This window comes from Pseudomonas sp. KH_046_1, from assembly GCF_057839025.1.
This window is the reverse complement of record NZ_CM174481.1, coordinates 2,096,464-2,123,402: the sequence shown is the minus strand read 5'-3', so window position 1 is coordinate 2,123,402 and position 26,939 is coordinate 2,096,464. Positions and strand designations below refer to the sequence as shown.

The window sequence follows — 26,939 nt, the reverse complement described above, 5'->3', positions numbered from 1 at the left end:
GCAACCATGGACCTCAATCAGGCCTACAACAACGTCGCAGCCGTGGGTAATTTTCCACAGATCATGCAGCGTTTTCGCCAGCGCAGTGCCCAGACCTATGCGAGCCACGCCTGGCAGCGTGACGTGGCGTATGGCAATGCCATGCGCGAGCGTTTCGACTGGTATGCCCAGGCGAACGCCGGGGCGCCGACGCTGCTGTTCATTCATGGCGGTTACTGGCAGGCCTCGGACAAGGACGACTACGCCTTTGTGGCCGAGGGCCTGATCGAAGCGGGTTTCAATGTCGGGTTGCTGGAGTACACCCTGGCGCCCGAGGCGAGCATGGGCACCATCGTCGGACAGATCGGCAAGGCACTGGACCACCTGCTGGCGCATCGCGAAGCCTTGAACATCGGTCAGCAGGTGGTGCTGTGCGGGCACTCGGCGGGTGGCCATCTGACCGCGCTGTATGCCCGGCATCCGCTGGTGACCCTGGCCATGCCGATCAGCGGCCTGATGGAGCTGGAACCCATCAGCCGCTGCTGGCTGAACGACAAGCTGCAACTGAGCGAAGAGGACATCGAGCGCTATAGCCCGCAAAGGCTGATCGGCGATGGCGCACCGTTGTTGGTGACCGTGGGCGGGGATGAGTTGCCGGAGTTGATCCGCCACTCGCGCGAGTACGCCAGTGCCTGTCGCGAGGCTGAGCACGCCGTGAGCCTTGTCGAACTTGCAGGGTGTCATCACTTTGCGGTGCTGGACGATCTGGCCAGGGCCGATGGCGAACAGTTGCGTGCACTGTTGAAACACCTGAACCCCCATTCCCTGTAGGAGCGAGCTTGCTCGCGATGAACCAGAGAACACCGCGGGGAATCAGCTTCCCCGCGTCATCGTTGACAACCATCGCGAGCAAGCTCGCTCCTACAGGGGTGCAGTATCCAGATTGCGCGCGGTGTTTTCAGGAAGTGGATCACTCTCGCCAGATGTGGATACCGGTTTGCCGTTTGCGGCTTTTTTGACCCCCTCAAGCTTCATAAAGTGACTACGAATTCAGACAGGAATTGCGTATGTCCAGCCTCTCGCTCAGGGTCCAACAGATCGAGCCTCTGACCCCCAGAATCCGCCGCGTGCTGCTGGTGTCCAGCAACGTCCAGCCACTGCCGGGTTTCACCGCCGGGGCGCACCTTGAGTTGCATGTCCCAGGCAGTCGCGCTCAACGCCGTGCCTATTCGCTGGTCAACCTGCCCGACGGCGAACACTACGAAATAGCCGTTCAGCTCGAAGAGGCGAGTACAGGTGGATCGCGTTGGGTGCACTCGCTCAAGGTCGGCGATGAACTGCTGGCCGATGCGCCACGCAACCACTTCCCACTGTGTGAAAACTCCGAACATGCCCTGCTGATCGCCGGTGGCATCGGCATCACGCCCATGCTTGGCATGGCCAGGTCGCTGCAAGCGGCGGGCAAGCCCTTCACCCTGCACTACGCCGGTCGCGATGAAGCACAGATGGCCTATCTGCCAGAGACCCGCGCCTGCCTGGACAACCATTGCTGGATCAGCGGCGGCGACCCGCAAAAGCGCTTTCCTGCCGCCGCAATCCTGGCCGCGCCAAGACCTGGCCTGCACCTCTACATCTGCGGCCCGAGCGCCATGCTCAACAGCGTGCTGGCCTGCGCTCGCGAACAGGGTTGGGCAGAAGATCATCTGCATTACGAACTGTTCAGCGGTGCCCTGGAAGTGGCCGGCGATAAAGGCTTTGAGGTGCACCTGCGCGAAAGCGGCGTGAACCTGCAAGTGGCCGCCGGGCAAAGCGTGCTGGAGGCCATGCTCCAGGCCGGCCTGGACCCGATGTTCGACTGCCGACGGGGTGACTGCGGGGTGTGCGTCGCCCAAGTCATCGACGGTCAGCCCGATCACCGCGACATCTGCCTGTCGGAGCGCGACCGCGCCAGCGGCAGTTTCTGCACCTGTGTCTCCCGTGCCAGCAGCGCGCTGCTGGTGCTCGATCTGTGACAAGCCGAGGACATCCCGTGATACCGACCAACGAGCAAATCGCTGCCTTGATCCGCGAGGACAGCGTACACAAGAGCGTCTACACCGACCCGACCCTGTTCAAGCTGGAGATGGAGCGCATCTACGGCAATGCCTGGATCTACGTCGGCCATGAAAGCCAGGTCAAGAACCCCGGCGACTATCACACCACGCGCATCGGCGACCAGGACGTGATCATGGTGCGCGGCGCCAACCAGCAGGTCAGCGTGCTGTACAACCGCTGCCCGCACAAGGGCGCCAAACTGGTGGCCGACGGTGACGGCAGTGTCGGCAAATTTTTCCGCTGCCCGTATCACGCCTGGACCTTCAAACTCGACGGCCAGCATCTGTCGGCGCCGCTCAAGAGCGGTTTCGAAGGCACCTGCTACGACCCCAGGCATCCGGATTTTTCCATGGTCAGCGTCGCCCGTGTCGAGACCTATCGCGGCTTCGTGTTCGCCAGCCAGGCGGCGTTCGGACCGGACCTGAAAGCGTTTCTGGGCGGCGTCATCACCTCCATCGACAACCTGTGCGACCGCTCACCGGTCGGTGAAGTCGAGGTGGCCGGCGGCATCTTCCGTGTTCAGCAGCGCTCGAACTGGAAAGTGTTCTACGAGAACCTGCATGACACCATGCACGCCCGCGTGACCCACGAATCGTCGGTAGACGCTGCGCGTGGCGAAGCCGAAGCCATCGGTGAAATGCCCTTCGAACTGCTGATCATGGATGGTAACGGCGAACCCTACGACTTCTGGGAAAAGCTCGAACTGCGCGCCTACCACAACGGCCACGGCTACATGGAAGCGATCTTCGACCCGGCCGCCGCCGAGCGCGACGAAGTCTCCCGCGCCCACTTCGAATGCCTGAGCCAGGCCTACGGCGAGCAGCGTGCCAAGGAGATCCTGGGCATGAATCGCCACAACACGGTGATTTACGGCAGCGGATCGCCGCACACGGTGTTCATGCAATTCCGGGTCATCCGCCCCATCGCCGTGGACCAGACCATGGTCGAGATCCAGACCTTCCGCTGCAAGGGTGCTCCGGATGCCGTGTTCGACCGCGCGCTGACTTACGCCAACGTCATCAACTCGCCCTCCTCCAACGTGATGCCCGACGACGTCGAAGTCTATGCCCGCTGTCAGGAAGGCAACATGACCCGCGGTGGCGAGTGGATCAGCATGCACCGCTACGCGGGCACCGATAAGCCGCTGGAGGACGGTGCAGTTTCCACCAACGGCACCAGCGAACTGCCGATGCGCAACCAGTTCGCCGCCTGGAAACAGTTCATGACCGCCACCCTGATTGCCAAGGAAAGCACCCATGCTGCTTGACCGCCGAATCGACGTCGACACCCGCCAATTGACCCCTGCCCAGGTCCCTGCCGAGACCCTGCGCCAGATCGAACAGTTTCTTTATCAGGAGGCGCGCCTGCTGGATGAGCGGCGTTTCTGGGAGTGGGACAAGCTGTTCACCGACACCGGCATGTATTGGGTGCCGCACAAACACGAGCAAGCCAACCCGTTCGACCATATCTCGCTGTTCTGGGAAAACCGCATGCTGCGCGAAGTGCGGATCCGGCGAGTGGAAAATGCCCGCAACTGGTCCCAGCAACCGCAGACCCAAACCGCGCACCTGGTCGGCAACGTGATGGTCGAAGGTCTCGACGCCCAGGGCCTGCTGGTGGTCAGCGCCAGCTTCCAGTACAGCGAATGGCGCCTGGAACAACGCCAGCTCGCCGGTCGCTACACCTATAAGTTGGCCGCCCTGGACGAGGGGGGCTGGCAGATCCAGCTCAAGCGCGTGGATCTCATCAACTGCAACGATGTGTTCGCCAACCTCGAGGTGTTCGTGTGATGAACGCGCCGCTGGTGATCGCCCTGCACTATCAGAACGACGTGTTGCACCCCGAGGGCAAGATTCGGGTCGGACTGGGGGCCGATGACAGCGTGCGTGCCGCGCTGCTCGATGCGGCCGGCCGATTGCTCGCCGGCGCACGCGCCAAGGGCTGGCCGATCGTCCACGTGCGTGTGGCGTTCCGACCGGACTACGCCGACCTGATCCAGAACGCGCCGATCCTGCGCACGGTCGCCGCCCTTGGCGCAGTCCGGGAAGGCAGTTGGGGCGCGGAGTTCCTCAGCGCTCTGGCCCCGCTGAACAGCCGCCACGAGTTCGTCGTCACCCATAACCGGATCAATGCGTTTTATGGCTCACCGCTGGAAACCGTGGTGCGCCGGTTCAATCCCTCGCACTTGTTGATCGCCGGCGTGGCGACCCACTCGGTGGTGGAAAGCACCGTGCGCCATGCGGTGGATTGCGGTTTCGAGGTGACGGTCGCAGCGGATGCCTGCGCCAGCGCGGACAGTGGCGCACACACGGCCTCACTGGCGAGCATGGCGCTGATCGCCCGTATCAGTCACGTCAACGAAGCTCTGGAGGACTGGTCATGATGCTCGAAGGCAAAGTGGCGATTGTGACCGGCAGCACCCAGGGGCTGGGGCTGGACATCGCTCGGCAGCTGTTGGCTGAGGGGGCTCGGGTGATGCTGGTGGGGCGCAACGCCGACAGTGGTCAGGCATTGGCGCAAGCGTTGGATTGCGGGTTTTGCGCCTGCGATGTGGAGCGCGACGAAGACATCGACGCCTGCATCGCTGCCACGCTGGCCCGCTTCGGCAGGCTCGACATACTGGTCAACAACGCTTGCCTGTACGCCGATCAGGGGCTGGCCTCGGACCGCGCACAGTGGCTGAAAACCCTGAACGTCAATCTGGTGTCGGCGGCGATCTTTACCCAGAAGGCCGCCGTGCATCTGCCCAGCGGTGGCGTGGTGATCAACATCGGCAGTACCGGCGGCAAATTCGGTGCGGCCGGGCGCGCGCTCTACCCCGCCTCCAAGGCCGGCATCCTGCAACTGACGAAAAACCTGGCCATGACCCTGGCCCCGGAGCAAATCCGAGTGCTGAGTGTATCCCCGGCCTGGACCTGGTCGCCCAGCGTCGCCGAGTTCAGCGACAACGATCCGCAGCTGGCCGATCGGGTCGGGGCGCCCTTTCATCCACTCGGGCGCATCGGCCGTGGTCATGAGATCGGCAGTGTCGTGGCTTTTCTGTGCAGTGCCGGTGCCGGCTGGATGACCGGCGTCGATGTGCCAGTGGACGGCGGCTTTTCGATTCTCGGGCCAGACCGCGGCGTGTCGCCGCGCGTGTGGTTCCAACAACACCGTGACAGCCAATAAATCTGATAACCGAATGAGGTAGATGACATGGGCAAGATGATTGAGATCCAGGCAACGGACAGCAGCGCCACGTTCAGCGGTTACCTGGCCCTGCCGGCCAGCGGCAAGGGCCCCGGGGTGGTGATCGGCCAGGAGATTTTCGGGATCAACGCCAACATGCGCGCCGTGGCCGATTTCTATGCCGAGGAAGGCTATGTGGCGCTGGTGCCTGACCTGTTCTGGCGCCTGCAACCGGGCATTGACCTGGGCTATACCGAAGCCGATTTTGCACTGGCCATCGACCTGTTCCAGCGCCTGGATGTGGACAAGGCCGTCACTGACATCGACGCCAGCCTCAGCGCCCTGCGTGCACGGCCTGAAGTCGAAGGCGCGGGCCTGGGTTATGTCGGCTTCTGCATGGGTGGCAAGCTGGCCTGGCTGACCGCCACGCGCACCGATGTGGCCTGCGCCGTCGGCTACTACGGCATGGGCATCGAACACCTGCTGCACGAATCGGAAAACCTCAAGGGCCGTTTGGTCCTGCATTTTGCCGAAAACGATGGCTACTGCGACGCCAGTGCCCGAGCCCGAATCAGCCAACACCTGGCCGGCAACGACAAAGCCGAAATCTACGTGTACCCAGGCGTCGACCACGCCTTCGCCCGGGCCGGGAGTTCACACTACGACAAACCGGCTTCGTTGATGGCCCATGAACGCAGCATCGCCGCCCTCAAGCGCGAGATCGGCCCCCACTTCAACCTGTCAGCCCTGTGGGAAGACCACATCCGCCACGAGTTCGAGACCCGCGACGTACCTGCCACCATGGCGACCATGGTCGCCGAGCCCTACGTCAACCATATTCCCACCATGACCGGCGGCGTCGGCGCCAGGGAACTCAGCCGCTTCTACCAACACCATTTTGTCCACGGCAATCCGCCGGACATGAAGCTCATCCCTATCTCCCGCACCATCGGCGCCTTGCAGATCGTCGACGAATTCATCATGTGCTTCACCCACAGCACCGAAATCGACTGGATGCTGCCCAACGTGGCACCGACCGGGAAGTACGTCGAGATTCCGATGCTGGGGGTGATCAAGTTCCGAGGGGACAAGCTGTACCACGAGCATATCTACTGGGACCAGGCCAGTGTGCTGGTGCAGATTGGCTTGTTGAACCCTGAAGGGCTCCCGGTGGCCGGGGTGGAAACAGCGAGAAAGCTGTTGGATGAACAACTGCCGTCCAATACGTTGATGGGGCGCTGGACGCAAAGCGAGCAATAGAGACCGCATGAATGCAAAAGGCCGATCTGTCACTCAACAGATCGGCCTTTTTTTCATCCGTCTAAACGTCAGACATGCTCACTGCTTTTCGCATGCACCGCATGTGGCTCGCCATGTCCGTGGTCCACCTCAACCACCGGAATTTCCTTGCCCTCGCAGTCGTGAAGCTTTCCGTCGCTGAAGTAATCCCCTTCGCGCAACGCCGCCAGATCCTGATAACGCAGCACTCGCTCGGTACCGGCCGCAAACACTGATTGCTGGTCGGAGTTACCGGCGGTGAGGTGGTTGAAGGTCAGGTTCAGCACGATGGCCATGATCGCCGAAGAACTGATGCCCGAATGGAAAATGGTCGCGAACCAGCTAGGGAAGTGATCGTAGAAGCTTGGTGCCGCGATCGGGATCATGCCAAAGCCAATCGAGGTAGCGACGATGATCAGGTTGACGTTGTTGCGGTAATCGACCTTGGACAAGGTCCGAATGCCGCTGGCCGCGACGGTACCGAACAGCACGATGCCGGCGCCACCCAATACTGAGGTCGGTACGGCGGCGATGACCCGGCCCATGAATGGCAGCAGGCCGAGGATCACCAGGAACAGACCGCCAGTGGCCACCACGTAGCGGCTCTTGATGCCGGTGACCGCCACCAGACCGACGTTCTGGGCGAAGGCGCTTTGGGTGAAGGATCCGAAGATCGGCGCGAACATGCTCGACAGCATGTCGGCGCGCAGGCCGTTGCCCAGGCGTTTGGAGTCAACCTTGGTGCCGATGATCTCGCCGACGGCCAGAATGTCCGCCGAGGTCTCCACCAGCGTCACCATCACCACGATGCACATCGACAGGATCGCAGCGAAGTGGAAGGTCGGCATGCCGAAGTGGAACGGCGTCGGGAAGCCGAACATCGGGCCCTGGGTGACGGACGAGAAATCTGCCATGCCGAGGAACACCGCGATGATCGTACCGACGACCATGGCCAGCAGAATCGACAGGCGGGAGATGGTCGCACTGCCGACCTTGCTCAGCAGCAGAACCAGCACCAGCGTGACTGCCGCCAGACCGATGTTTGCCATGCTGCCAAAGTCCGGAGCATGACTGTTGCCACCCATGGCCCAGCGTGCTGCCACCGGCATCAGCGTCAGGCCAATCGTGGTAATTACGATGCCGGTGACCAGCGGCGGGAAGAATTTTGTGATCCGCGAGAACACTGGCGTAATCAGCAAACCAATCAGGGACGCCGCAATCACCGCCCCCAGAATCGACTGGAACCCGCCCTCCCCGCCACTGCTGACAATCGCCACCATGGTCGCGACGCCGGAGAAGGACACGCCCTGTACCAGCGGCAATTGACAACCAAAAAACGGTAAACCCAGGGTTTGCAGCAACGTTGCCAGCCCCCCCGCAAACAATGAAGCAGCAATCAACAAACCGATGTCCGCCGGCGAGAGCCCGGCCGCCTGGCCGATGATCAATGGCACCGCGACGATACCGCCATACATGGTCAGAACATGTTGCAGGCCATAAGCCATATTCGCGCCGATCCCAAGATTTTCGTCCTCGGGCCGTTGGTGTGAAACATGGGGCGTTTTCATGGAGGGGGTTCCCTGGTTTTTGTTATGCGCACACTGTATGCAATAGTCAGGACAAATGTCTATAGAGTTGTATACAACTTATCAGTCACAAAATGGATACCTGGCCATTTCCGCCTGACACCCACTCTCCTGGCCCCGCCAAAAAACCTTGAAATACATCCCTCGCTGCCCGCCCCCGGGTGCTGGCTAGTCTTTTGAATTCCTGGCGACCATCGGTAAGGCCCGCCCCTTCTATATACATATAAAGTATGCATAATAAAGCCATTCGAAATTCAGTTCCACAAGGCCAAGAACGCAGCCAACAAACTCAAGCACCAAGGCATCAGCCTCGCAGAGACTGAACCGGTATTCCATGGCGAACGAGCGCTGACCATCGAGGACAACCACCATGATGAACAACGCTGGATCACCCTGGGGCTGGATGCCAAAGGCCGATTGCTGGTCGTCGCGTACACCCATCGCGATCCGAATTTCGTTCGAATCATTTCCGCGCGCATCGCCACCAAAAGCGAGCGCCGTCAGTATCTGGAGGCATGACCGATGAAAGACGAATACGATTTCAGCAACGCCAGGCGCGGGGCCGTGGTGCCCGCCAAAGGCAAGACCCGCATTACCATCATGCTTGATGACGCCGTCATCGAAGCCGCCCGCGCCCTTGCAGAAAACGAGGGGTACGGCTACCAGACGGCGATCAACAATACCTTGCGCCGAGCCCTGCTCAACGAAGGCAAGACCACACACCTGAAAAAAACCCTCACCCCTGCCGAACTCAAGGGCCTGGAGCAGAAACTGGCAGAGGCCTTGCGCGAAATCCAACGGGTGATGGAGCCGGGTGTCCGGCCCTGAAACACCAAGGGCCGATCAATCGGATCAGCCCCATGCGATGTCCAGGATCAGCCAGCTACTGCGGCGCTGCGATCAATCGTTGCAGAGTTCGCGCCAATTGCGCCTGTTCCGGTACGCGAATGCCGAACTCGCTGCCCAGCAGGCCAATCAGTTCCTGCACGTCCGTCACCTCCCGCCGCTCGCTGTCGTGGCCAATCCGGTGAATCGCGAAGCTGCCATTGTTGAGCGTACGCCGCCAGCCCTCCCCGGTGCGCGCCACCATCAACTGCTTGACGAAAGACGATTCGGGGTGGGTCGAGACGTACCAGTTGCCCACCGCAAAATCGATATCTTCCTGGCGTTGCAGGTCGAAGATGTACATCGCTCGCCATTCGCCCGCAACATTGGCGCGCAGGGTAAAGCCGTCGACGTGCAGGTCGATGCGATAAGGCTCGTGCGGGGTGGGTTGTTCGGCGCGGGTATCGAGCAACAGGGGCGCGGTCGGCACCATGCCGCCGAAGCCGACGTCGGTGATGTAGCGCACGTCATCGATGATGACCAGGCTCAGGCGATGGGTCCGGGCAGTCCAGGCGCCCTCCGGCTGGCCCATCACCACCCGGCCGCTGATGGCACGGGCGTCGAAACCCAAATCCTGAAGCAAGGCCAGGAACAGGTTGTTGAGTTCGTAACAGTAACCGCCACGACCATCGTGCAAGACCTTCTGCTCGATGGACGGCAAGTCGATCAGCACCGGCTCGCCGGATAACGTGGTGAGGTTTTCAAACGGGAAAACGCCGGTATGGCGCAGTTGCAGTTGGCGCAAGGTTTCCAGGGTCGGTGCCGCAGGTGCATCGAAGCCCAGGCGTCGCAGATACAAAGCACGGTCAGTCAGGCGTGGCTCGCTCATCGTTCAATCCTTTTGCACGCAAGCGGCGGATTAATCCGCCAGTGGCCGCTATGTATACGGGATCAAGCACTGTCGCCGACAATTGATTTAGCCAATCGCCTTGTGCGGATAATGCGCGCAGGCTATTGACGTTGAACGAAGCGATCCGCAACTTCTTCCTGAACGGGCACTCCTAAGGATGAGGTGCCTCCCCCACTGCGGCCCAGTGCCGGTTACGGTCAAGTCCGCGCCACTCGTCATCCGGTCGGCACCCACCGCGTGCCCCTTCACACCAACATCAGGTAACGACTCATCTCAGGAGACGACCATGATGAACATCAGAATGACTTCGCTGCTCTTGGCCGGATGGTTGTCGGCGACACCCCTGGCCACCTTTGCGGCGTCCGGCGATAGCCCTGGCGCGCCCGGTACGGCACCCGGCGCAACCCGCAACTCAACCCTGCTGCCAGACAACAACCGACCCAGCGATCCCTCGGGCAACAACCGCGGCAGTCGCGGCCCCAGCACGTCAAGCGGCAGCACCGGCGTCAATGGTCCGGGCAGTGGCGCGGGCGGTGGCACCGGTGCGCCCGGTGGCGGAACCGGCGGAGCTGGCGGCGGAACGGGTAGCTGGACAGGCAAAAGCCGCCAATGACCTGCAGTCATTGGCCGCTTTTTGTCGCCTGAGGCTTACATCGGCTTGACCGCCGGCGGGTTCCATTTGCCATCCAACGCCTCGGTTTTCGGGCTGTACAGACGCATGGTCAGGTTGAACGGCCGCCAGGCCCGGGAGACGAACCACCGGCGGAAAAAACTTCAACGGTCGGAACGCATCAACGCCTCGACACCGCCAGCCATCGACAACGTTGCCACGCGGTTTCGCCCCGAATGCTTGGCCTGATACAACGCCGCATCCGCCCGCTCGACAAACACGTCCATGCTGTCACGCCCCGACGGCACAAACGAATAGCAACCCAGACTGACCGTCACGTAACCGTTGGGCGAGCCGGTGTGATTGATGTGCTTGTCGATGACGCTGCGGCGGATCTGCTCGGCAATCGTCATGGCGCCATGGATGTCGGTGTCCGGCAGCAGCACCGCAAACTCCTCACCGCCGTAACGCACCGCCAGATCGGTCTTGCGTTGACAGCAACTCTTCAGCGCGCGTGCCACTTCGGCCAGGCAATGATCCCCCACCACGTGGCCGTAGGTGTCGTTGTAGCGCTTGAAGTAATCGATATCGAGCATGATCAGGCTCAAAGGGCTGGCCTGCCGGGCGCCGCGCCCGAACTCGATGCCCAGTGCCCGCTCGAACAATCGGCGGTTGGCCAGCCCGGTCAGGCTGTCGTGAGTGGCGATCAGCTCCAGCGCTTGCTGGGCCCTGCGCAAATCCGACTCGACCCGCTCGCCAACACGTACTTGATGAAGGAACCCCCACCCGAACAACCCCACGCCCAGCAACACCAGGGCAACGATGAGACTGGAGCGAAACGCCGTGTCGTACCAGCCTGCAAGAATGGCATCAGTGGACGACGCAGCGGCGACCACCAGCGGATACGCCTCCAGCTGTCGGTAGCCGTACATGCGAGTCACACCATCGATGGTGGAGGTGAACAGCGCATTGCCGGAGGTGGCCAGTGGCAGGAACTTCTGGAAAATCTCGCCCTGGGCCAGCGACACGCCGATCTGCGCCTCTACAAAAGGTCGACGCGCCAACAGCGTGCCATCGGTCAAGCCGAGAAACATCGAGCCGTTGTCGTCGAGGCTGAAACTTTTGAAGAACTGGTCGAAGTACGACATCTTGATGCCGGCCAGCAACACGCCCTGGAAATGCCCGTTCCTGTCGTTGACCCGTTTGGAAATCGGAATGATCCACTCGCCGTTTTCCCGACTGCGGATGGCCGGGCCGATATGTGCCACCGACGATACGTTCTGCTGGTGATACTTGAAGTACTCACGATCCGCGACCCCGGCACCCCGGGGCAGGTTTTCAAACGAGGTCACCACCCACTGCCCCTTCTGGTCGAACAGCAGGATGCCGTGCAACTGATCCAGCGCCAGCACCCGCCGGGCGAAAGTCTGCTGCAAGCGTGGCCGTTGGACCGGGCCGAAACCGTCGACCTGAATCCAGTCCACCAGACTGGTCAGCACCAGGTCGGCCTTCATGAAGGTGTCTTCGGCTTGCTGCGCCATGGCGCGCGTCAGGTTCGAAGACGCCACTTGCGCCAGGCTCAGGTCGTGGCGACGGGACTGTTCCAGTTGCAGGTAGAGCAAACCGCACAGGCACAGACACACCGTGGCAATGAACAATACCGCGGCCTTGCGCAGCGGTATGCGTTTCAATGCGACGCCAGGGGCGTGGTCCGGGTCGTTAAAGCGAGTGGGCAAAAGTTCATCCTGTCGGGGGGCAAGGCATGGGCAACGAGCTAAAGCCCTCAGTCTTTGTGGGCCGTAGTTTACGGGGTTATCCGTGATAAATGGGCGACCACTTGCCCAGTGGTCGCGCTGGCCCGGCGGTGCTGGCCGAGCACAACGTCCACACCCTGCCTGTGCTGCAATCATGACCCAGGGCAAGTGCTACCTGCGCGTCAACGAGCTACGATTAGACTGACCTCAATACAGGGAATCGACATGAGCAAGGCAGACGAACTCGCCGCAAAATTGAAACAGACACGGCTGACCAGCGCGGATCAGGCGATCGATGGCTGGCCGGGCCAGGTCTACGAACTGTATCAACGGATAGAGGCTTGGCTGCTGCCCTTGACCGAAGCGGGCCTGGTCCTGCGGCGCAACCCCACCCACGTGTTCGAGAGTCACCCCGATGGTGACGCTTACGACTACGCCATCGACCAGTTGGTGATCACCGGCAACGAGCGCAGCATTACCTTTGACCCGGTTGCACGCTTCACCGCCGATGGCGAGGGGCGGGTCGAGGTCCACACCACAGGCAACGAACTCGCCCTGTTGCGTACTGTGGACGAGCACGGTGAAACACACTGGTGGCTACAAACGATCGAGCAGGCCACCGCGCAGCTGGATGCGATAGCGCTGACGGAAAGCGATCTGCTGGCAGTGGTGCAACAAGGGTTGGAGCTTTAGGGGATTAGCCGATCAGTTAACACACGAAACCTGTGGGAGCGAGCTTGCTCGCGATGGCGGACTGTCAGACACATTGATTTTGAATGTGCCTCCCTCATCGCGAGCAAGCTCGCTCCCACAAGGTTTGTGGTGTTCAAACATTTAACCGACAGGCATTACGCCCCTGGAGCGCCCTACTTCAGCTATTTCATTGCTGTTGGTTCTGCCCCGTCACCACCAGCGGTACCTCTGCGAGACGCAAGTCCAGAGCCGGCAACTTCGTAGGCTGACTCAAGCCCTGCAACACCCTGGCATCGTAATCATAAATGTCGGGCTTGAACGTCACCCGCCCGTCATTGCTCAGGTCCACGGTCCAGTAAGCCAACAACACCGGCACTTTCACCGGCAGCAGGACGTTCTCGGTCCTGCCATTGGCCAACTGCTTCTGGATGCCGGCGCTGTTCCAGCGCACCGGGTCGTTGAACAACAGCTCGACCAGTTGCAAGGGGTTTTCCACGCGGATGCAGCCTGAACTGGTGGCTCGAACCGTTTTGGCAAACAGTTCGCGGTGCGGCGTGTCATGCAGGTAAATCGCATAGTCGTTGGGGAAACGGATCACCACCTGCCCCAGCGAACTGTCGGGCCCGGCATCCTGACGCAGGTGGATGCCGCGTGGATTGCTCCAGTCAACGTCCGACGGATCGAGCACATTGCCTTCGCGATCAAGCACGCGAATCCGGTTGGCCGCCAGATAGCCCGGATCGTTCTGGACTTTTGGAATCACGTCCTGCTTGAGGATGGTCGGCGGCACGGTCCAGGTCGGGTTGAACGTGATGTAGGTGATTTCGGCCTGGAACACCGGCGTACTGCGCACCGGTTTACCGACTTGCACCCGCGAACGCCAGATCGGCAGACCGTCGCGGTACATCGCCACCTTGTAGCCGGCGATATCGACGATCACGAACGTGCCCTGAAGCTTGTACAACAGCCACCGGGCGCGCTCCATGTTGACCCGCACCTGATCGATCCGCGCCCCGACCGGCACGTTCAGCGCCGCCAGCGTTGCCGCCCCCGCCACACCATCGACCCCCAGGTATTGCTCGGTCTGATACTTCTTCACCGCGGCAATGACCTTGTCGTCGTAACCGGCTTTTTTCGACAGGTGCGCATCCAGGTAACCGCCCGCCACCAGACGCGCACGCAATTGTGCGACCGCCACCCCATCCATGCCGGGCTTGAGCGATTGCCCTTCGGTCACTTTCGGCCAGCCGCCCGCAGCGTGCACTTGGCGCAACCGGGCCAGGCCTTCACGCAAATTGCGGTAAATCTCTTCCTGAGGCGGTGCATCGGCGAATGCACGCGCCACGTCGTGGGCATCGAGGGCGGCAAACAGATTGTTCATGGCCTCGTGGGCATCGCCGCCGGCAGGATCGAAATTCCAGTGAATGTCCAGCCGCGACGGATCGACTTTACCCTGTCGCAGTTGCAGCAGCGCGGTGATGAACGTGCGGGTCGCCGCCATGTCGAACATCGCCCGTTGCGCCGTGGAAGGCACGGCGGCCAGCAGCGATTCATGGGCTTGCGCCAGTTCGGTGATGCGGAAATCCGCCGGATTCAGGCCATCGATCCGAGTGTCTTCCAGGCTTTTGAGTAATTGCGCCACGTCACGATCATCCGTCCACGCGGCGCGATAGTTGCGATGCATATAGAAATCCAGCACCACCCGGCTGACATCCACACGCTGATGGCGCCTGGAGGTGAGCAACGGCGGAAAGGCCGATCGCAGCGGCTCCAGCGTCGCCTGAATCGCATGGCCGACCGCATCGCCGGGCGTTGCGGCATCGATTGTGCTGCTCGCCACAGATACCGGCTCAATCGGCGAAATTTGCCCAATCGCTGCACCGCTGATCAGAAAGCCCATAAAAAAAATGCGGCTTATGACGAATGACCTTGTTAACTTCACCATGGATAATCCTTAATCCCCCGTTTCAAACGGCTAGCTTTCCGCTCGCGGCTAGCTAGACTCGAAATTATCATGATGAGACCCGACTATGGCGCTAAACCGCTTTGGCCTTTTATTTGCCATTTTACTGACGTGCCTTTCAGTAACGTCAGCCTACGCCGATTCGCTTGAAAACGCGCTGGTCAAAGCAGCACCCGGCGCCGACGCCAAAGTGATTGCCCTGGCCGTTCGTGCCACCCAATGCAGCCGCGCCCAAGGTGTCGCCCCCGCCCAAAGACTGGCGGTGATCGATTACTCCCTGCCCTCGACCGAACAACGCCTGTGGGTCTTCGATCTTAAACGGCGCAAGTTGCTGTTTCACGAACTGGTCGCCCATGGCCGCAACAGCGGTGAAAACATGGCCACGCTGTTCTCCAACCGCAACGAAAGCCACGCCACCAGCCTCGGCCTGTTCCGCACCCAGCAAAGCTACCGCGGCCAGAACGGTTACTCGCTGCGCATGGAAGGCCTGGAGCCCGGCTTCAACGATAATGCCTTTGACCGGGCCATCGTCATTCACGGCGCGCCCTATGTCAGCCCGGTGCTGGCCCGCGCCAATGGCCGTATCGGCCGCAGCCTGGGTTGCCCCGCCGTCAGACTGGCGATTGCCCATCGGCTGATTGATTCGATGAAGGACGGGCAGTTGTTGTTTTCCTACTACCCGGACCAACGCTGGCTGAAGTCCTCTGCCTACATCAACTGCGGCGGCGACACCGTGGCCTCAAGGGAAAAGTCCACTTCAAGCCAGAAAACGACGCCCAACCTGTCAAAACTGTAATCTTCGCCTCAGCCTGCTGAAAGCACCGCCCGCTAGACTAGTCGACAAGTTCAACAGGCTGACGGGCGGAACACACGGCATGCACTCCCACACTTCAAGACGCACCTTCGTCAAAAGCCTGGCCATCGGCGGGCTCTTCGGCGGCCTCGGGTTATGGCGCACGCCGGTCTGGGCGATCAGCAGCCCCGGCGAACCCCAGGTGTTGACCGGTAATGATTTCGAGCTGTTCATTGGCGAATCTGCGGTCAACTTCAGCGGCAATCCGCGCACCGCGATGACCATCAACGGCGGCATCCCCGGCCCGCTGCTGCGCTGGCGTGAAGGCGACACGGTAACGCTGCGGGTGCGCAACAGACTCAAGGACAGCACGTCCATTCACTGGCACGGCATCTTGCTGCCGGCCAACATGGACGGCGTGCCGGGGCTGAGCTTCAAGGGCATCGAGCCGGGCGGCATGTACGTCTACCAGTTCACCGTGCGCCAGAACGGTACCTACTGGTATCACAGCCATTCGGGGTTCCAGGAACAATCCGGCGTCTACGGCCCGCTGGTGATCGACGCCAAAGACCCGGAGCCGTTCCAGTACGACCGGGATTACGTGGTGATGCTCAGCGACTGGACCGACGAAGACCCGGTCGGCCTGATGAAGACCCTGAAAAAACAGTCCGATTACTACAACTTCAACAAACGCACCGTGGGCGACTTCATCCACGACGTCAGCGAAAAGGGCTGGGGGCCGGCCGTCGCCGACCGCAAAATGTGGGCCGAGATGAAGATGAATCCCACCGACCTGGCGGACGTCGGCGGCGCCACTTACACCTACCTGTTGAACGGCCAGGCGCCGGACATGAACTGGACCGGGGTGTTCCGCCCGGGGGAAAAGCTGCGGCTGCGCTTCATCAACGGCTCGGCCATGAGCTACTTCGACGTGCGTATCCCCGGCCTGAAAATGACCGTGGTCGCCGCCGATGGCCTGCACGTCAAACCGGTGAGCGTCGACGAGTTTCGCATCGCCGTGGCGGAAACCTTCGACGTTATCGTCGAACCGACCGAAGCGGCCTACACTCTGTTCGCCCAGGCGATGGATCGCACCGGATACGCACGCGGCACCCTGGCGATGAAAGCGGGACTGGTTGCGCCGCTGCCGCCACTGGACCCGCGCCCCCTGGTGACCATGGATGACATGGGCATGGGCGGCATGGACCACGGCAGCATGGCGGGCATGGATCACAGCAACATGGCCATGGGCGACATGCCCGGAATGCAGTCCCACCCGGCCTCGGAAACCGACAACCCGCTGGTGGACATGCAAGCCATGTCCACCTCACCGAAACTCGACGATCCCGGCATGGGCCTGCGTAATAACGGGCGCCGCGTGCTCACCTATTCCGACCTGCGCAGCACCTTCGAAGACCCGGACGGCCGCGAGCCTGGCCGCACCATCGAGCTGCACCTGACCGGCCACATGGAAAAATTCGCCTGGTCGTTCAACGGCGTGAAGTTCTCTGATGCAGAGCCCCTGCGCCTCAAGTACGGCGAGCGGCTGCGGATCGTGCTGGTCAACGACACGATGATGATGCACCCCATCCACCTGCATGGAATGTGGAGCGACCTTGAAGACGAGAACGGCCAGTTCATGGTGCGCAAACACACCATCGACATGCCACCGGGCTTCCGGCGCAGCTATCGGGTCACAGCCGACGCGCTCGGCCGCTGGGCCTATCACTGCCATCTCCTGTACCACATGGAAATGGGCATGTTCCGTGAAGTTCGCGTGGAAGAATGAGGCGCACCCCATGATTCGATTCACCCCGTTTTTTTTAGCACTCGCGACCTCAACGGCGATGGCCGCCAGCGATGACATGCAAGGCATGGATCACAGCCAGATGGACCACGGCCAGATGCAAGGCATGGATCATAGCCAGATGGACCAAGGCCAAATGCAAGGCATGGACGACGGCCAGATGCAGCCCGCCGCACCCAGCGAAAGCCGTACGCCGATTCCGGTGCTGACCGATGCCGATCGCGCGGCGGTGTATGCCGATCCCGCCGGTCACCACGTACATGACAGCACGCTCAATTCATTTTTCCTCGCCGACAAACTCGAGTGGCAGGACGCCGATGACGGCAGCACCCTGGCCTGGGATTTGTCCGGTTGGGTCGGCGGTGACATTGATCGCCTGTGGCTGCGCTCCGAAGGTGAACGCACCAACGGCGTGACCGAAGACGCAGAAATCCAGGCCCTGTGGGGCCACGCCATTTCCCCGTGGTGGGACGTCGTCAGCGGCGTGCGCCAGGACTTCAAACCCGGCGCCCCGCAAACCTGGGCCGCGTTCGGCGTGCAGGGCATGGCGCTGTACAACTTCGAAGCCGAAGCCACGGCCTTCATCGGCGAAGGCGGCCAGAGCGCCGTGCGGCTGGAGGGCGACTACGACATCCTGCTGACCAATCGGCTGATCCTGCAGCCGACCGTCGAGCTCAACGCCTACGGCAAAAACGACCCGCAACGGGGCATCGGTGCGGGCCTGTCCAACACCGAGGCTGGTTTGCGCCTGCGCTACGAAATCCGCCGGGAATTTGCGCCCTACCTCGGCGTGACCTGGAACCGCACCTACGGCAACACCGCCGACTACGCCAACGACGAAGGCGAGGACCGCAGCGAAACCCGCCTGGTGCTCGGTGTTCGGCTGTGGTTCTGAACAGATTCACCTCAAACCAACAACAACCGCTTCGAGCGGTAAAGGACCTTGCATGCGCATCATCAAACCCACCGCCGTCGCAATCGCATTGCTCAGCGGCCTGCTCATGAGCACCCTCGCTCAAGCGCACCCCAAACTGCTCGCCTCCACCCCAGCGGAAGGCGCAGAAGGTGCGCCGCCCGAGAAGATCGAACTGCACTTTTCCGAAAACCTCGTCACCCAGTTTTCCGGCGCAAAACTGCTGATGACCGAAATGTCCGGCATGGCCCACGCCCCGATGCCGGTCAAGGCCAAAGTCAGCGGCGGCAGTGATCCGAAAACCATGCTCATTATCCCGACAACACCCTTGACTGCCGGCACTTACAAGGTCGAATGGCGGGCGGTGTCGTCGGACACCCATCCGATCACCGGCAACGTCACCTTCAAAGTGAAATGATCGATGAGCGACTCGGCCAACGTCGTGCTGCGGTTTGTGTTGTATGTGGATTTGATGCTGTTGTTTGGCGTGGCGCTGTTCGGGCTTTACAGCTTCAAAGGACAGGAACGGCTATCCGGGACGGTGCTGCCCTTGCGCCGATTGTTGACGGCAACAGCCGGGCTCGGCGCACTGCTGTCCATCGCGGGCATGGTGCTGATGGTCCGCGCCATGAGCGGCGAATCAGACGTTGCCGAGTTGCGCCCTCACCTCGAAATGATGCTGTTCGAGACAGACGTCGGATTGGCCTGTGCTGTACGGATGATTGCATTAGCGGTCGCGGGTGTGGCGTTGATGCTCAACCCACGCGCACCCGGCATCAGCCTGGTGATCGCCGCCACGGCCGGTGGCATCGCCCTCGCCAGCCTGGCCTGGAGCGGGCATGGCGCCATGGACGAAGGCAGTCGCCGTTTCTGGCACTTTACTGCGGACATCCTGCACCTGTTGACGGCGGGTGCCTGGCTCGGCGCGTTGCTGGCGTTTGCCTTGATGGCGCAAACCCGGGTCCTGCAAACCGAAGCACAGATACGGTTGCTGGCTCGCGCAGTTAGGCGATTTGAGCTTGTCGGTGCGCTGGTCGTCGTGATCATCACCGTGACGGGCGTGGTGAACTACCTGTTCATCGTCGGGCCGAAACTCGATGAGGTTTTACTCGGCTATTACGGAATTCTGCTGGCGATCAAAGTGCTGCTGTTTGCCGGGATGCTGATGTTGGCGGCGCTGAACCGCTTTCATCTTGGCCCCTTGCTGGAGCGGTCGTTGCGAAAGGGCCAGTATCGCGCGGCAGCCCATGCACTTCGGCGCAGTGTGGTGGTGGAAATGGCCGCGGCGGTATTGATTGTGGGGTTGGTGGCGTGGTTGGGGACGTTGAGCCCGGAAGTGGAATGAGCCATCTTCAGGGGCAAATCTCTGACACTTACGTACTGATTTAAACTTGGGCCAGCCTGGCCAGGGCAATGGCCCAGGCGGTGGGATCTTTGCTGGCTGGCATTTTCATCCTCCCGAGTACGAATTTTCTCTAAATTAGCCGTACGTCTCGGCGGACTTGCCAATGAGGAACTCTTGATTCAATGTAATGACCAATGTCATTACATGAGAATCTATCCCATGGCATCTATCAACATCCGTATCGATGACGACCTCAAAGCTCGCGCCTATCTCGAACTGGAAAAACTCGGCGTCACGCCCTCCGAATTGATGCGCCAGGCCCTGCAATATGTGGCGGAGCGTGGTCAGTTGCCTTTCAAGCCTGTCTTGATGACTGAAGACGATGAGGCTTTATTGGCCACCGTGCGGGAACGGCTTGCATCTCCTCAACGAGTAAAGGTTTCCATAGATGACCTATAGCCTTGAGTTTGATGCCCGTGCATTGAAGGAATGGCAAAAACTTGGCGACACGGTCCGACAGCAGCTCAAAAAGAAGCTGGTGGAGATCCTGAACAATCCACGTATTGAAGCTAACCGCCTGCATGGTTTTCCCGACTGCTACAAAGTCAAACTACGTAGCAGCGGTTACCGCTTGGTCTATCAAGTGATTGACCAGGAAATTACTGTGTTTGTGGTAGCCGTGGATAAACGGGAACGTGAGCAGGTTTATCGCAAAGCGGCTGAACGTTTGAAGTAATGACGCAAGGTGGTAGCCATCTATGGGGGCGTTGATTTTTCACACCGGTGAAAGTTTCACTACACTCTCCCCTTCAAAACCACTCCAGCACAAAAGCCCGATAACAATGAAGAAAATCAAAAGAGCAATGATGCTCGGCGGCTTGCTCGCACTCTCCCTTGGCGCCCAGGCAGAACCGTCGCATCTGGACAGCGTCATGCAACAGGGACAACTGCGCGTTTGCACCACCGGCGACTACAAGCCCTACACCCTCAAAGCCGAGGATGGCGAGCATTCCGGTATCGACATCGCCATGGCCCGCGCCTTGGCCGACAGCCTTGGCGTCAAGGTCGAGTGGGTGCCCACCACCTGGAAAACCCTGATGCCCGACATGCTCGCCGGCAAGTGCGACATCGCCATGGGCGGCATCTCGGTCACCCTGGAACGGCAGAAAAAAGCCTTCTTCAGCAGCATCCTGGACGTCGACGGCAAAATCCCGTTGGTGCGTTGCGAAGACCAGGCGCTGTACCAGACCGTCGAACAGATCAACCAACCCTCGGTTCGCCTGGTCGAACCCGCCGGCGGCACCAACGAAGCGTTCGTCCACGCCCACCTGCCCAAGGCGCAATTGCAGTTGCGCGACAACGTGAGCATCTTTCAGGAACTGCTGGATAAAAAAGCCGACGTGATGATCACCGACGCATCGGAGGCGCTGTACCAGCAGAAGCTCAAGCCGGGCCTGTGCGCGGTCAACCCCACGCACTACCTGCAATACGGCGAAAAAGCCTACCTGCTGCCCCGCGACGACATCACCTGGAAGCTGTACGTCGATCAGTGGCTGCATTTGGCCAAGGCGACGGGCAACTACCAGAAGATTCTGCGCCAGTGGCTGGCGGTGCCTGACGCCAAGTAACGGATCGTTTTTGCTCACAAAAAAGGGCGCTCCCAAAGGAGCGCCCTTTTTCATTGCGGACCGCGTATCAGTCGTCGTGCAGCAAACCTGAACCGTATTCGCCGAAGCTATTGCCGAGCGCACTGCCATGGAAACTCATCTTGTCGGGGTTGCTGTTGGTCGGCCCCGGGCCAAAGCCGGCCGGCTGCACCGAGTCGGTCGAATAATCACTATGGGAGCTCACACCGGAACAGGCACTCAGCAACAAAGCACCGGCCATCAACGAGACTTTGACGAGGTTTGCGATCATTCTTTTATTCCTGTGGGTTGAGGCGCGGGGACGTGACCTTTGGCGGTCAGCCTATGCCTCACTTCAACGACACATCATGAAACTTTTCGCCAAGTCAGCGTTGGTTCAGGAACCGTGCGCACCTGGCGATACCTCACCCCCACTGCCTTGCGGATCGACATTGTCCAATGCTCGATTCACCAACAACTCCCCCACCACCGCCAGTTGCTGAATCGACAGAGCCAGACTGCGGGTTGAACCTTCGAGCTTGCAAGCCAGGTCAGTGGTCAAGACGTTCAATGATGCAAGGGTTTCGCAGGCATGACACAGGAGCGTTTCAATATCGACGTTGGGAAGAATGGTGAACACATGGCAGACGGGATCAGCGTGATTCGGGTTTCGCAGACGTTTACTGACCACCCGCTGAGAGTCAGCGGATAGTTGAGCAAGATCGAGAGAATCGGAAGCCATTGCGGTTCCCGGAGGGTCAGGCGTTATCTTTTTCATCGTTTTCGTTCCTAGAATTAACCAAAGGAACTGCCAGCATCACTTCCACATGATGGGGTGGCAGCTGTGCACGGGTGTGGAAGACCGGGGATCTAGGAACCCGACGCACTCGAAAGTGCCCCGCGCACAGCCGCCATAATTTAACAGCAGACATGAAAAAAGCGCCTGCTTAAATTTAGGTGGCGCCCTGTGCGCCCAGATCTTGTGAAGGGCTTCCACACCCTTGTCGCTGAATTTGCAGCGACAGGGGAGGTTAGCCGGGTGATCAGTGGGAGGGCAATATGGGCAATGGGGACACGACTTGAGGGAAATCTCCTACTTTTTCGTGATGTTATCAACGCAATACCCAGCACCTGCCCAATCGTCCTGAGGCATGCCCAAGCCCCATTAGCCCAAACTCCCTTTGCCTTGCGGATCGACATTGTCCAATGCTCGATTCACCAACAACTCCCCCACCACAGCCACTTGCTGAATCGACAACGCCAGACTGAAGACCACTACACCCCGACCAGATTGAAAACGAGAGGTAAAGTTTCCAGCACCGTGACACCTTTCCCCCCTTAGCTTAAAATCCGCGCCTTTAACCGACCTATCAACCTGCTTCGTTCGGTGGCCGGTTCCCTGAGGACTGCCAATCGGTTGGCATATGGCATGCCACCCCGCTGCACGTGATGCCAAGTAGCAAACAACAACTCTACAAGCCTGTAAAATCCAGACAGGACGCGTTAGCAGCATGCGTCATCGCACAATCGAATGATCAGGATGAGGCTCAAGGTGATTGATAAAACCGTCTCAGTAAGCTTGGTGGTACCCGTTTATAAAAGCGCAAGTACGCTCCCGCAATTTTACGAGCGTGCGCGCGCGACTCTTGATCAGATTTGCGACGACTGGGAGATTATTCTTGTCGATGACGCGAGCCCGGACCAGACGTGGCTTGCCGCTCTGGCACTGCACGAACAAGACCGCAGAGTCAAAGTCGTTCGCTTCGCGAAGAACAAGGGGCAACAACATGCTACGTTGTGCGGCATCGGCTATGCCTGCAAACGCTATGTCGTGACAATCGACGATGACCTGCAGTGCTTCCCCGAAGACCTCCCCCTGTTTATTGATCAACTTCAAGCCGGCAAGCATGTCGTCATCGGAAAGATCCCGAAGGCTGAAAAACAGCACAGCGCCTGGCGCAACATGGCTTCGCGCATCAACCAGAAACTGGTTAGCAAGGTCATGGGCAAACCGACCGGTTTCAGCCTCTCGAGCTACAGGGCCATGAGTCAACAGGTGGCAAAACAGCTCGCCAGATACCAGGGTTCACACCCACATATCGCCGCGATGCTTTTTAATTCGGTGCCCGTCAGCATGATGGCGAACGTGAGCATTCGCCACGCACCGCGCGCCGATGGCGGCCCGAGCACTTACACCCTTGGCAAGATGTTCAAAACGCTTTCGTTCCTTATCGTCAATTACTCCCTGTTGCCACTTCGCTACGTGTCGATCTGGGGCTTTTTGGTCAGCGCGTCGAGCATTTTATTCGCTATGTATGTTCTGTTGCGCACCCTCCTGACCGATCAAATAGTGCCCGGCTGGGCGTCGCTGGCGATCTTGCTGTCATTCCTCGCCGGTAACATCCTTCTGGCACTAGGCGTGCAAGGCGAGTACCTCGGAAGACTGGTCGAAAATGCAACCCACCTTAGTCAATTCCCCATTATTGAAGAGCATGTGGAGTAATGATGACATCCGCTTACCGCGTCGTGGATTATTTCCCTGCTGAACACATTTTAAACAATGGGGTCTTTGCACACCTCGACGAAATCGATGCGCAAACACCAGGCGCACTGGTGTACTGTCAGAACTTGCACTATTTGCAAAAGGCTTTGGCTACGCCCAACGTCGCGTGTGTCCTGTGCCCCGAAAGTTTAAAAAATGAAGAATTAGCGACTGAAAAATCAATTGTATTCTGTGCCGACCCACGTACCTCTTTTTTCCGCCTCTACAACCGTTTGAGTGAAGAGACAAAGTGCGCAACTGCGCAAGCACCGAGCATCGGCGACAATTGCACGCTGCACCCCAGCGCCGTTATCTCGCCACTGGCCACACTGGGTAACAATGTCGAAATTTCAGCAAATGTGGTGATCGAAGGCCCTGTCGAGATCGGAGACAATGTCTACATCGGTTCAAATGCCGTTATAGGCGCCGAGGGCTTGATCACGCTACGCAACGACAACGGCACGCTGATGGTGGTCAAACATCAGGGCGGTGTACGTATTGAATCGGGTTGCCAGATACTTGCTGGCGCAGTGATCGCTAGGTCCTTGTTCCAGCAGCCGACAACCATCAGCGAAAATTGCCAGATCGGCATCATGACCAACATTGGTCATGGCGCCGTGATTGGCAAGAACTCTGTGATTTCTGGCAATACCGTTATTGCAGGACGCACACGCCTGGGGACCGGCGCATGGGTTGGCGCCTCTTGCTCCATCGCACAGGGCCTTGTGATTGGCGACGCGGTACAAATAAAAATGGGCTCGGTTGTCATCAGCGACATCGCGCCAAACAGCGTCGTTTCTGGAAACTTCGCAATCAACCACAGGGCTAACATGACAGCCCACCTCAGGAAACAAAAGTGATGCACTTCACCGAGCTATCACTGGGATTCAAAGGCGAACGAACCTACATACACGGGTCCGACATGCTCAATGCCACGATGCAGGCCATCACTCGCCATGCGCCGCACGCACGGATCGAAAAGCTGGACTTCAGAATCAGTAGAATGACCAACCACCTACTCACCTGTCACTGGTGGCCGAGAGCAACCCCTCGATCATTGCCAGGTGAGGCTGTCGCTACCTTCACCTTTCAACTCGATGGCATTGATCATGAAGGCAAATTGATTCAAGTCGAAGGTTGCGCCGATACACGACGTGCTTACGACGAGTCGCTGGTTGAAAAACAATGTGTTTTCACACCCGCCCATCGGTCAGTGAGCCTGACGACCATGCCAGATGACTTCTCTCCGATCGAAGTGCTGATATCCATGAACAAGGCACTGCTTCTCAAGGAATTGAGCATACCCAGTGGCAGCCAGTGGGTTTTCTGTCGCTGGGAAAGCCCGAAGTGGCCGCCATGTTCTGACTTGAGCGGGGTAGGGCTGACACTTGAGCAGACGCTGGGCACTCGATTGACCCGTAGTCGCATTGAGCTCAATGCAGAACATATCGGTACGCTCTACTTCAGCGCCCTCAAGGTCGAGTAGCCTACCGCTGGCATACGAACCTTGCAGCAAGGCGAGGTGTCAGTTCAGCGAAGCTTATGGCTCGACGATCAACACTACACGCCTCTCTCGACAGCTGCTAATGTGCGACATCTTTTGAAGCAGGCAACCTCGTCAACTGCCAGCAATGCCACAAAGCCTCCCTTCCGCAGTACAAACGTACCGGCCGGGGTAACTTCAACACCTCTATGATGAATTACTAACCATGCCCCAGACAAAAGAACAACTTATCAACATCATTTCCCAGGCTGATGTTGTAGCAGATGCCTCAACGCTACGCGACAATATTAGCCTCAGCGACCAGGGTGTTGACTCTCTCGGCATGTTCAATATCATTCTGTCTATCCAGGATCACTACGCCATCGAGATACCTGACGAGGATATTGAAGGCCTTAAAACCATCAATGACCTGGCCGATTACATAAAATCAAAACTGCAATAACCGACATCCCTTGTCATGTAGGGGAGGCAGACAGCATGTCCACTCTCCCTCATGCCGTTCTCGACCGTGACAGGGTTCGCCTACCTATTATCTACACAGCGTTAGCCTCACCCTCCTACGTTGAGCACCCTGCATGCCTTTGACGTTTTTGAAATTGTTGATCGCGTTTTTTATCTGTGCATTTCTCATACACACATTTGACCTTAAACTAACGGCATTAATCAGCGACATTACAGCATGGCACTACCTTGCGCTGGCGGCTGTTATCCCAATCACTTTGAGTTCTTTTTTTTCTGTCAACCGCTGGCAAGTGTTCCTGCGGCTCAATTCGATTGACGAAGCGTTAGCAAGCCTCTGGAAAATAAATCTGGTTTCTCAATTTCAAGGTTTGATTTTGCCCTCGTCACAGGGAGCGGATGCCTTTCGTATGTTTCACATCGAACGACGCCACCCGAAAAAGCGGGGTACCGCAGGCAGTACGGTAATCATTGAGCGCATGATTGGACTATTGGTGTTATGTACCTTTACCCTTTTTGCCCTGCCCTTCTTGCCGGCATCAGACAACTACGCGCTGCTCATCATGACCGTCGGCGCCGTCAGCAGCATAGCCGTAGTGGCCCAAATAATATTGACCAGCAAAAAAATCCATACACTTTATAGCGGCCGCACCGTCAATAACCCGTTACTTTCCCTATTGCTGGGGTATATTCAGAAACTTCATGCCAGCACGATTAACTTCCCCTACCGGCAGGCGCTCACGTCATCCCTGCTTTTTATCTGCTGCTATCAAATATCCCTGATATCGGTAGTGTATTTGGTATTTCGTGCCTATGGCTATGACATCCCCTTCATTCAGCACTTTGCTCTCTATCCGGTCATCGCCATCCTGACCATGGTTCCAATAACAGTGGGTGGGCTTGGGGTACGCGAAGGTTTTTTTGTTTATTTTTATGGTCTACTTGACGTCCCGGCCAATATAGCCGTAGGCGCCTCCCTGGCAAATTACATTCTAATGGTCCTGATTCCTGCCGCTTGCGGTGGCTTTATTTACTTGTGGGATACTATTCAGGAAAATCGCCTGAAAGATAAAAACTAAAACAGAGAGCCA

30 protein-coding genes and 1 pseudogene are annotated in these 26,939 nt (G+C 59.1%); 24 read left to right on the top strand and 7 right to left on the bottom strand.

Features of this window, described 5'->3' with window-relative positions:
- The first annotated feature begins 6 nt into the window (after positions 1-6).
- The 7 genes from AC3IT9_RS09725 to AC3IT9_RS09695 all read left to right on the top strand — a co-directional run bounded on the left by AC3IT9_RS09725 (position 7) and on the right by AC3IT9_RS09695 (position 6,501).
- A complete protein-coding gene (locus tag AC3IT9_RS09725; RefSeq protein WP_489272810.1) occupies positions 7-810 on the top strand; it encodes an alpha/beta hydrolase in 804 nt (267 codons plus the stop codon).
- A 236-nt stretch (positions 811-1,046) separates the two neighbouring features.
- Complete coding sequence (locus AC3IT9_RS09720; RefSeq protein ID WP_150755158.1) at positions 1,047-1,991, top strand: PDR/VanB family oxidoreductase; 945 nt, start codon at positions 1,047-1,049, stop codon at positions 1,989-1,991.
- A 17-nt stretch (positions 1,992-2,008) separates the two neighbouring features.
- Positions 2,009-3,340 (top strand): aromatic ring-hydroxylating dioxygenase subunit alpha, encoded by a 1,332-nt coding sequence (locus tag AC3IT9_RS09715; RefSeq protein WP_150728326.1) that lies wholly within the window; start codon positions 2,009-2,011, stop codon positions 3,338-3,340.
- Positions 3,330-3,863: an aromatic-ring-hydroxylating dioxygenase subunit beta gene (locus tag AC3IT9_RS09710; protein ID WP_150759137.1), complete on the top strand. Its 534-nt coding sequence runs from the start codon at positions 3,330-3,332 to the stop codon at positions 3,861-3,863. The genes AC3IT9_RS09715 and AC3IT9_RS09710 overlap by 11 nt, the downstream gene beginning before the upstream one ends.
- Positions 3,863-4,456, top strand: a complete 594-nt coding sequence (locus AC3IT9_RS09705; protein WP_489272808.1) for a cysteine hydrolase family protein — start codon at positions 3,863-3,865, stop codon at positions 4,454-4,456. The genes AC3IT9_RS09710 and AC3IT9_RS09705 overlap by 1 nt, the downstream gene beginning before the upstream one ends.
- A complete protein-coding gene (locus AC3IT9_RS09700; protein ID WP_150755161.1) occupies positions 4,453-5,241 on the top strand; it encodes an SDR family oxidoreductase in 789 nt (262 codons plus the stop codon). The genes AC3IT9_RS09705 and AC3IT9_RS09700 overlap by 4 nt, the downstream gene beginning before the upstream one ends.
- A 27-nt stretch (positions 5,242-5,268) precedes the next feature.
- Positions 5,269-6,501, top strand: coding sequence for a dienelactone hydrolase family protein (locus AC3IT9_RS09695; protein ID WP_489272807.1), 1,233 nt, complete (start codon positions 5,269-5,271; stop codon positions 6,499-6,501).
- A 68-nt stretch (positions 6,502-6,569) separates the two neighbouring features.
- Here the strand turns inward: AC3IT9_RS09695 and AC3IT9_RS09690 are convergent, their stop codons facing one another.
- Positions 6,570-8,087, bottom strand: a complete 1,518-nt coding sequence (locus AC3IT9_RS09690) for a nucleobase:cation symporter-2 family protein (protein ID WP_489272806.1) — start codon at positions 8,085-8,087, stop codon at positions 6,570-6,572.
- Positions 8,088-8,342: 255 nt separating this feature from the next.
- On the opposite strand from AC3IT9_RS09690, the gene AC3IT9_RS09685 reads away from it, so the two are divergent.
- Together AC3IT9_RS09685 and AC3IT9_RS09680 are read left to right on the top strand one after the other, a co-directional pair.
- Positions 8,343-8,624, top strand: coding sequence for a BrnT family toxin (locus tag AC3IT9_RS09685; protein WP_489273497.1), 282 nt, complete (start codon positions 8,343-8,345; stop codon positions 8,622-8,624).
- 3 nt (positions 8,625-8,627) lie between these two features.
- Positions 8,628-8,933, top strand: a complete 306-nt coding sequence (locus tag AC3IT9_RS09680; protein ID WP_223457037.1) for a BrnA antitoxin family protein — start codon at positions 8,628-8,630, stop codon at positions 8,931-8,933.
- A gap of 55 nt (positions 8,934-8,988) precedes the next feature.
- Here the strand turns inward: AC3IT9_RS09680 and AC3IT9_RS09675 are convergent, their stop codons facing one another.
- Complete coding sequence (locus AC3IT9_RS09675; protein WP_150728332.1) at positions 8,989-9,819, bottom strand: arylamine N-acetyltransferase family protein; 831 nt, start codon at positions 9,817-9,819, stop codon at positions 8,989-8,991.
- A gap of 307 nt (positions 9,820-10,126) precedes the next feature.
- Here AC3IT9_RS09675 and AC3IT9_RS09670 point away from each other — a divergent pair, with 307 nt between their 5' ends.
- Entirely contained in the window at positions 10,127-10,453 is a 327-nt protein-coding gene (locus AC3IT9_RS09670) for a hypothetical protein (RefSeq protein WP_489272805.1), read from the top strand.
- A 161-nt stretch (positions 10,454-10,614) separates the two neighbouring features.
- Here the strand turns inward: AC3IT9_RS09670 and AC3IT9_RS09665 are convergent, their stop codons facing one another.
- Positions 10,615-12,186, bottom strand: coding sequence for a sensor domain-containing diguanylate cyclase (locus AC3IT9_RS09665; protein WP_489272804.1), 1,572 nt, complete (start codon positions 12,184-12,186; stop codon positions 10,615-10,617).
- A 243-nt stretch (positions 12,187-12,429) separates the two neighbouring features.
- Between AC3IT9_RS09665 and AC3IT9_RS09660 the strand changes: the two genes are divergently transcribed.
- Positions 12,430-12,897 carry a hypothetical protein gene (locus tag AC3IT9_RS09660; RefSeq protein ID WP_489272803.1) on the top strand — a complete coding sequence of 156 codons (468 nt, stop codon included), beginning with the start codon at positions 12,430-12,432 and terminating at the stop codon, positions 12,895-12,897.
- A 187-nt stretch (positions 12,898-13,084) separates the two neighbouring features.
- Here AC3IT9_RS09660 and AC3IT9_RS09655 read toward each other — a convergent pair whose 3' ends face one another.
- Positions 13,085-14,842: a L,D-transpeptidase family protein gene (locus AC3IT9_RS09655; RefSeq protein WP_489272802.1), complete on the bottom strand. Its 1,758-nt coding sequence runs from the start codon at positions 14,840-14,842 to the stop codon at positions 13,085-13,087.
- A gap of 85 nt (positions 14,843-14,927) precedes the next feature.
- Here AC3IT9_RS09655 and AC3IT9_RS09650 point away from each other — a divergent pair, with 85 nt between their 5' ends.
- The 8 genes from AC3IT9_RS09650 to AC3IT9_RS09615 all read left to right on the top strand — a co-directional run bounded on the left by AC3IT9_RS09650 (position 14,928) and on the right by AC3IT9_RS09615 (position 21,346).
- Positions 14,928-15,656 carry a murein L,D-transpeptidase catalytic domain family protein gene (locus AC3IT9_RS09650; protein WP_489272801.1) on the top strand — a complete coding sequence of 243 codons (729 nt, stop codon included), beginning with the start codon at positions 14,928-14,930 and terminating at the stop codon, positions 15,654-15,656.
- Positions 15,657-15,735: 79 nt separating this feature from the next.
- Positions 15,736-17,442, top strand: a complete 1,707-nt coding sequence (locus AC3IT9_RS09645) for a copper resistance system multicopper oxidase (protein ID WP_489272799.1) — start codon at positions 15,736-15,738, stop codon at positions 17,440-17,442.
- A 10-nt stretch (positions 17,443-17,452) separates the two neighbouring features.
- On the top strand, positions 17,453-18,355 hold the full coding sequence (locus tag AC3IT9_RS09640; protein WP_150728338.1) for a copper resistance protein B: 903 nt from the start codon (positions 17,453-17,455) through the stop codon (positions 18,353-18,355).
- 52 nt (positions 18,356-18,407) lie between these two features.
- Complete coding sequence (gene copC, locus AC3IT9_RS09635) at positions 18,408-18,791, top strand: copper homeostasis periplasmic binding protein CopC (RefSeq protein ID WP_489272797.1); 384 nt, start codon at positions 18,408-18,410, stop codon at positions 18,789-18,791.
- Between the two features lie 3 nt (positions 18,792-18,794).
- Positions 18,795-19,718 carry a copper homeostasis membrane protein CopD gene (gene copD, locus AC3IT9_RS09630; RefSeq protein ID WP_489272796.1) on the top strand — a complete coding sequence of 308 codons (924 nt, stop codon included), beginning with the start codon at positions 18,795-18,797 and terminating at the stop codon, positions 19,716-19,718.
- Positions 19,719-19,937: 219 nt separating this feature from the next.
- Complete coding sequence (locus tag AC3IT9_RS09625; RefSeq protein WP_150672806.1) at positions 19,938-20,177, top strand: type II toxin-antitoxin system RelB/DinJ family antitoxin; 240 nt, start codon at positions 19,938-19,940, stop codon at positions 20,175-20,177.
- Positions 20,167-20,454 carry a type II toxin-antitoxin system RelE family toxin gene (locus AC3IT9_RS09620; protein ID WP_150672807.1) on the top strand — a complete coding sequence of 96 codons (288 nt, stop codon included), beginning with the start codon at positions 20,167-20,169 and terminating at the stop codon, positions 20,452-20,454. The genes AC3IT9_RS09625 and AC3IT9_RS09620 overlap by 11 nt, the downstream gene beginning before the upstream one ends.
- A 130-nt stretch (positions 20,455-20,584) precedes the next feature.
- Positions 20,585-21,346 carry a transporter substrate-binding domain-containing protein gene (locus AC3IT9_RS09615; protein ID WP_439958451.1) on the top strand — a complete coding sequence of 254 codons (762 nt, stop codon included), beginning with the start codon at positions 20,585-20,587 and terminating at the stop codon, positions 21,344-21,346.
- A 67-nt stretch (positions 21,347-21,413) separates the two neighbouring features.
- On the opposite strand, the gene AC3IT9_RS09610 is transcribed toward AC3IT9_RS09615, so the two are convergent.
- From AC3IT9_RS09610 to AC3IT9_RS09600, 3 genes and pseudogenes are all read right to left on the bottom strand, one after another.
- On the bottom strand, positions 21,414-21,635 hold the full coding sequence (locus AC3IT9_RS09610) for a hypothetical protein (RefSeq protein WP_150759122.1): 222 nt from the start codon (positions 21,633-21,635) through the stop codon (positions 21,414-21,416).
- Positions 21,636-21,740: 105 nt separating this feature from the next.
- A complete protein-coding gene (locus AC3IT9_RS09605; RefSeq protein ID WP_489272794.1) occupies positions 21,741-22,121 on the bottom strand; it encodes a DUF6124 family protein in 381 nt (126 codons plus the stop codon).
- A gap of 387 nt (positions 22,122-22,508) precedes the next feature.
- Positions 22,509-22,610 (bottom strand): annotated as a pseudogene (locus AC3IT9_RS09600) (DUF6124 family protein); the annotation flags it as partial.
- A 285-nt stretch (positions 22,611-22,895) separates the two neighbouring features.
- On the opposite strand from AC3IT9_RS09600, the gene AC3IT9_RS09595 reads away from it, so the two are divergent.
- From AC3IT9_RS09595 to AC3IT9_RS09575, 5 genes are all read left to right on the top strand, one after another.
- The gene (locus AC3IT9_RS09595; protein ID WP_489272792.1) at positions 22,896-23,846 is read left to right on the top strand and encodes a glycosyltransferase family 2 protein; all 951 of its coding nucleotides are present in this window, start codon (positions 22,896-22,898) and stop codon (positions 23,844-23,846) included.
- Positions 23,847-23,848: 2 nt separating this feature from the next.
- Positions 23,849-24,745 carry a DapH/DapD/GlmU-related protein gene (locus tag AC3IT9_RS09590; protein ID WP_489272790.1) on the top strand — a complete coding sequence of 299 codons (897 nt, stop codon included), beginning with the start codon at positions 23,849-23,851 and terminating at the stop codon, positions 24,743-24,745.
- Complete coding sequence (locus AC3IT9_RS09585; RefSeq protein ID WP_489272788.1) at positions 24,745-25,371, top strand: hypothetical protein; 627 nt, start codon at positions 24,745-24,747, stop codon at positions 25,369-25,371. The genes AC3IT9_RS09590 and AC3IT9_RS09585 overlap by 1 nt, the downstream gene beginning before the upstream one ends.
- A gap of 223 nt (positions 25,372-25,594) precedes the next feature.
- Entirely contained in the window at positions 25,595-25,831 is a 237-nt protein-coding gene (locus AC3IT9_RS09580; RefSeq protein WP_489272786.1) for an acyl carrier protein, read from the top strand.
- Between the two features lie 133 nt (positions 25,832-25,964).
- Positions 25,965-26,927, top strand: coding sequence for a lysylphosphatidylglycerol synthase transmembrane domain-containing protein (locus tag AC3IT9_RS09575; RefSeq protein WP_489272784.1), 963 nt, complete (start codon positions 25,965-25,967; stop codon positions 26,925-26,927).
- Positions 26,928-26,939: the final 12 nt, after the last annotated feature.

What these genes read in the sequence shown, in the direction of transcription:
- AC3IT9_RS09725 (WP_489272810.1), top strand. Translation starts at nt 7, where the DNA reads ATGGACCTCAATCAGGCCTACAACAACGTCGCAGCCGTGGGTAATTTT.
- AC3IT9_RS09720 (WP_150755158.1), top strand. Translation starts at nt 1,047, where the DNA reads ATGTCCAGCCTCTCGCTCAGGGTCCAACAGATCGAGCCTCTGACCCCC.
- AC3IT9_RS09710 (WP_150759137.1), top strand. Translation starts at nt 3,330, where the DNA reads ATGCTGCTTGACCGCCGAATCGACGTCGACACCCGCCAATTGACCCCT.
- AC3IT9_RS09705 (WP_489272808.1), top strand. Translation starts at nt 3,863, where the DNA reads ATGAACGCGCCGCTGGTGATCGCCCTGCACTATCAGAACGACGTGTTG.
- AC3IT9_RS09700 (WP_150755161.1), top strand. Translation starts at nt 4,453, where the DNA reads ATGATGCTCGAAGGCAAAGTGGCGATTGTGACCGGCAGCACCCAGGGG.
- AC3IT9_RS09695 (WP_489272807.1), top strand. Translation starts at nt 5,269, where the DNA reads ATGGGCAAGATGATTGAGATCCAGGCAACGGACAGCAGCGCCACGTTC.
- AC3IT9_RS09690 (WP_489272806.1), bottom strand. Translation starts at nt 8,087, where the DNA reads ATGAAAACGCCCCATGTTTCACACCAACGGCCCGAGGACGAAAATCTT.
- AC3IT9_RS09680 (WP_223457037.1), top strand. Translation starts at nt 8,628, where the DNA reads ATGAAAGACGAATACGATTTCAGCAACGCCAGGCGCGGGGCCGTGGTG.
- AC3IT9_RS09675 (WP_150728332.1), bottom strand. Translation starts at nt 9,819, where the DNA reads ATGAGCGAGCCACGCCTGACTGACCGTGCTTTGTATCTGCGACGCCTG.
- AC3IT9_RS09670 (WP_489272805.1), top strand. Translation starts at nt 10,127, where the DNA reads ATGATGAACATCAGAATGACTTCGCTGCTCTTGGCCGGATGGTTGTCG.
- AC3IT9_RS09660 (WP_489272803.1), top strand. Translation starts at nt 12,430, where the DNA reads ATGAGCAAGGCAGACGAACTCGCCGCAAAATTGAAACAGACACGGCTG.
- AC3IT9_RS09655 (WP_489272802.1), bottom strand. Translation starts at nt 14,842, where the DNA reads ATGGTGAAGTTAACAAGGTCATTCGTCATAAGCCGCATTTTTTTTATG.
- AC3IT9_RS09650 (WP_489272801.1), top strand. Translation starts at nt 14,928, where the DNA reads ATGGCGCTAAACCGCTTTGGCCTTTTATTTGCCATTTTACTGACGTGC.
- AC3IT9_RS09645 (WP_489272799.1), top strand. Translation starts at nt 15,736, where the DNA reads ATGCACTCCCACACTTCAAGACGCACCTTCGTCAAAAGCCTGGCCATC.
- AC3IT9_RS09640 (WP_150728338.1), top strand. Translation starts at nt 17,453, where the DNA reads ATGATTCGATTCACCCCGTTTTTTTTAGCACTCGCGACCTCAACGGCG.
- copC (WP_489272797.1), top strand. Translation starts at nt 18,408, where the DNA reads ATGCGCATCATCAAACCCACCGCCGTCGCAATCGCATTGCTCAGCGGC.
- copD (WP_489272796.1), top strand. Translation starts at nt 18,795, where the DNA reads ATGAGCGACTCGGCCAACGTCGTGCTGCGGTTTGTGTTGTATGTGGAT.
- AC3IT9_RS09625 (WP_150672806.1), top strand. Translation starts at nt 19,938, where the DNA reads ATGGCATCTATCAACATCCGTATCGATGACGACCTCAAAGCTCGCGCC.
- AC3IT9_RS09620 (WP_150672807.1), top strand. Translation starts at nt 20,167, where the DNA reads ATGACCTATAGCCTTGAGTTTGATGCCCGTGCATTGAAGGAATGGCAA.
- AC3IT9_RS09615 (WP_439958451.1), top strand. Translation starts at nt 20,585, where the DNA reads ATGCTCGGCGGCTTGCTCGCACTCTCCCTTGGCGCCCAGGCAGAACCG.
- AC3IT9_RS09610 (WP_150759122.1), bottom strand. Translation starts at nt 21,635, where the DNA reads ATGATCGCAAACCTCGTCAAAGTCTCGTTGATGGCCGGTGCTTTGTTG.
- AC3IT9_RS09605 (WP_489272794.1), bottom strand. Translation starts at nt 22,121, where the DNA reads ATGAAAAAGATAACGCCTGACCCTCCGGGAACCGCAATGGCTTCCGAT.
- AC3IT9_RS09590 (WP_489272790.1), top strand. Translation starts at nt 23,849, where the DNA reads ATGACATCCGCTTACCGCGTCGTGGATTATTTCCCTGCTGAACACATT.
- AC3IT9_RS09585 (WP_489272788.1), top strand. Translation starts at nt 24,745, where the DNA reads ATGCACTTCACCGAGCTATCACTGGGATTCAAAGGCGAACGAACCTAC.
- AC3IT9_RS09580 (WP_489272786.1), top strand. Translation starts at nt 25,595, where the DNA reads ATGCCCCAGACAAAAGAACAACTTATCAACATCATTTCCCAGGCTGAT.
- AC3IT9_RS09575 (WP_489272784.1), top strand. Translation starts at nt 25,965, where the DNA reads ATGCCTTTGACGTTTTTGAAATTGTTGATCGCGTTTTTTATCTGTGCA.